The organism is Candidatus Poribacteria bacterium, from assembly GCA_016866785.1.
Classification (GTDB): domain Bacteria; phylum Poribacteria; class WGA-4E.
In genome coordinates this window covers 1-3,172 of record VGLH01000235.1, presented here as the reverse complement: position 1 = coordinate 3,172, position 3,172 = coordinate 1, and the positions used below count along the sequence as shown (strand labels likewise).

The 3,172-nt window shown below is 63.6% G+C and carries 2 protein-coding genes; both read left to right on the top strand.

Annotation, left to right across the window (positions count from 1 at the left end; translation table 11 throughout):
* Nucleotides 1-2,118 (top strand): hypothetical protein (locus tag FJZ36_18700; GenBank protein ID MBM3216929.1); only part of this gene is annotated, 2,118 nt, incomplete at its 5' end.
* Between the two features lie 75 nt (nucleotides 2,119-2,193).
* A partial coding sequence (locus FJZ36_18695; GenBank protein MBM3216928.1) for a hypothetical protein occupies nucleotides 2,194-3,172 on the top strand: 979 nt, incomplete at its 3' end.

Here is a 3,172-nt window from a genome sequence, read left to right as displayed (position 1 = left end):
TCGGGTTCGTCTGACAAGACGGTGCGGTTGTGGGACGTGGCGTCGCGCCGGGAAGTCGCGGCACTCGCGGGGCATACTTCTGATGTCTTGTCGGTATCTTTCAGCCCGGACGGTCGGACGCTCGCCTCGGGTTCGGATGACAATACGGTGCGGTTGTGGGACGTGGCGTCGCGCCGGGAAGTCGCGGCGCTCGCGGGGCATACGGAACCGGTCTTGTCGGTGTCTTTCAGCCCGGACGGTCGGACGCTCGCCTCGGGTTCGTATCAAGAGGTGCGGTTGTGGGACGTGGCGTCGCGCCGGGAAGTCGCGTCGCTCGCGGGGCATAGGTCCTATGTCACTTCGGTGTCTTTCAGCCCGGTCGGTCGGACGCTCGCCTCGGGTTCGGGTGACACGACGGTGCGGTTGTGGGAGCTCGTCGAGTTCGAGTCGCCCGACGCGACCCCCGTCGCGGCAACCCCATCGGCATCGTCGGCGTCTGCATCGCCTGTGCCGGCGCTGCCACCCGCGCTGTCTGTGACCACGTCGTTCGTGGAACCTTCCGGAAACGACATCCTCGACGCGAACGAACAGGCGGCGGTTCGGGTCTCCTTCAGGAACGACGGCGGTGGGAATGCGTACGCCGTCGCGGCGAGCGTCACGCTCTCCGGCGCGACTGGCGCGTCGTCCTCGTCGGAGGTCTATATCGGCGAGGCGCCCGCTGGCGAGTCGAGAACCGCCGAGATCCCCCTGCGGGCGACGGAGTCGCTGTCATCGGGTAGTCTGAAGGTCTCGCTGTCTTTCCGCGAGGCGAACGGTTTCGCTCCCGCGCCCGTCGAAGTCGTCGTCGAGACTCGCGCCTTGTTGCCGCCGAGACTGGTGCTGGTGGACGTCGGCGTCGAGGATACGTCCGGCAACGGCGTCATCGAGCCGGGCGAGGTCGTGACGCTCGTCGCGCGGGTACAGAACCTGGGCGCGGGCGTCGCGCGCGGCGTCGTCGCGGCGCTGGGCGTCGGGGAGTACGTGTACGCGTCTGAGGGGTCGTCCTTCCGCGTCGATATCGGCGAGCTCGCTTCCGGCGAATACCACGACGCGCGGTTCCGCCTGTTCACTGCGCCCGCAGCGACGACGCTCGGGTTGACGCTCGATCTCCTTGAGGCGAGGGATGCTCACGCCGTTCGCGGTCTTGCGCTCGAGGGTATCGCGTTCAACCGTCCGGTGCAGAGCGTTCAGCAGGTCGTCGTGCGCGGACGGACGGAGAACATCGCGCTGCCGGAGCAGGCGGGCGGACTGTCCATCGACATCGAGCGCGACTTGCCACGGGCAGGCAGCCCGAACCCGAACGGGATTGCCGTCGTTTTCGGCGTCGAGAACTATCCGAAGACGCCCGGCTCGACGGGACTTCCGACGGTTCCCTACGCTCGTCGAGACGCGCAGTGGGTCAAAGAATATCTCGTTACGACGCTCGGATACGACGAGGTGAACGTGTTGCTCCTCACGGATCAGGAAGTCACCAAAGGTCAGTTCGATAGGGTCTTCGGCGAGAAGGGCTGGCTTGAACGACGAGTCGCGACGCAGGATGACTCCGACGTGTTCGTTTATTTCTCGGGTCACGGCGCGCCGCTTCCGACGCCGGACGGCGTGAAGCCGATGCTTGTGCCGTCTGACGGCGATCCGAACTACGCGGGGAACACGTGCGTTTCGCTCGATGGGTTGTTGGAGCGTCTCGCGTTGATGAAGGCACAGCAGGTGATTGTCGTTCTCGACAGCTGTTTCAGCGGGGGCGGACGGGCGACGGAAACAGCGGATGCGCCGATGATCCTCGCAGACGCGCGACCCGTTGTCATTGACATCAATCCTGTCGAGGCGGCGCTGGCGTCGGGCGTCGCCGTGTTCTCGGCGGCATCGGGAGCTCAGGTGAGTTCGTCCTATCCGGCGATGAAGCACGGTCTGTTCACATACTTTTTCCTCAAAGGTCTCCGCGGCGACGCGGACGCAAACAACGACAAGCGCGTGACGGTCGGCGAGATGGGCGAGTACGTGCGGAAGGAAGTTTCCTACGTCGCTCCGCGCGTCGTTGACCGCGAGCAGACGCCGACGCTTCAGGCTTCGGATGAAGTGAAAGCGCGGGTTCTCCGGTAAGAGGAACACGATATGAAGACTCCGTCGCGCGCGCGAGCCGATTGAGCTCTCGTCGTTGGAGTAGGAGAAACCGAGATGAAACGCATTCTGCTGTGCGCCGCGCTTCTCGTCGTCTTTGCGCCGGGTTTACTTGGGCAGGAGGCGGAGTTCAAGCGCGACCTCGCTCGCGCGAAGGAGATCGCGGCGCAGTTCGCCCCGAAGGACGAGTTCGAGACGACCGCCGCCTACGAGGCGCGCCTTCGACAAGCCGAGGCATTCCGTCCCGCGCTCGACGCGATTCAGGCTAAGGAGTACATCCTCGACGTGGATATCACGGTAGGAACGTACAACGCGGATCGCCAGACCTTCCCGGTGACGGCGTCGCGCAAGGACTATCTGGAACCGGTGTCGTCAACGCTCTCCGTGCCGCTCTCCATTGCCCGGACGATGAAGTCGCGGCTGAAGTCGGCGAAAGGCAGATTCCGGATTTGGCGCGGGATGCCGCAGGTGCGCGCGTTGTGGGTCGAGGTTGGCGGGAAGGCGCTGGCGATTCCGGTGGAGTGGGTTCCCGGTCCGGTTCTGCGCTACGAGGAAGACAGACGGGTCACGGCGCTCGCGTTCAATGCCGACGGTTCGCTCTTGGCATCAGGCGGGGGAGGTGATTCACGCCTTGAAGAGAAAAGCCATGTGAATCTCTGGGACATGCGGACGTTCACTCGAATAGCGATGCTTGAGCACCCGGACAAGGCGCGTTTTCCTTGGTGGATTCCGATGGTTGCCTTTAATGCCGATTCGACTGTGCTTGCGGCGACGTTTTGGGACGAGCGCGCGGTTGTTCGGTGGGATCTGCCGAGTCTTTCCGTACTTCCGGTACTTCAGCACGCCAACCGCGTCAATGGCGTTGGGTTCAATGAGGACGACAATGAAATCGTCGTTGTCGACGAAGGTCTGATTTTTGTCTGGGACGCCTTGAAAAACGAACTCAAGAGACAATACCGCCATCATCCTTCGGCGATTGGAGGACGTTCTCGTATTGCACCCGACGGAAAACACGTTCTCCTGATCAAGAGCGATG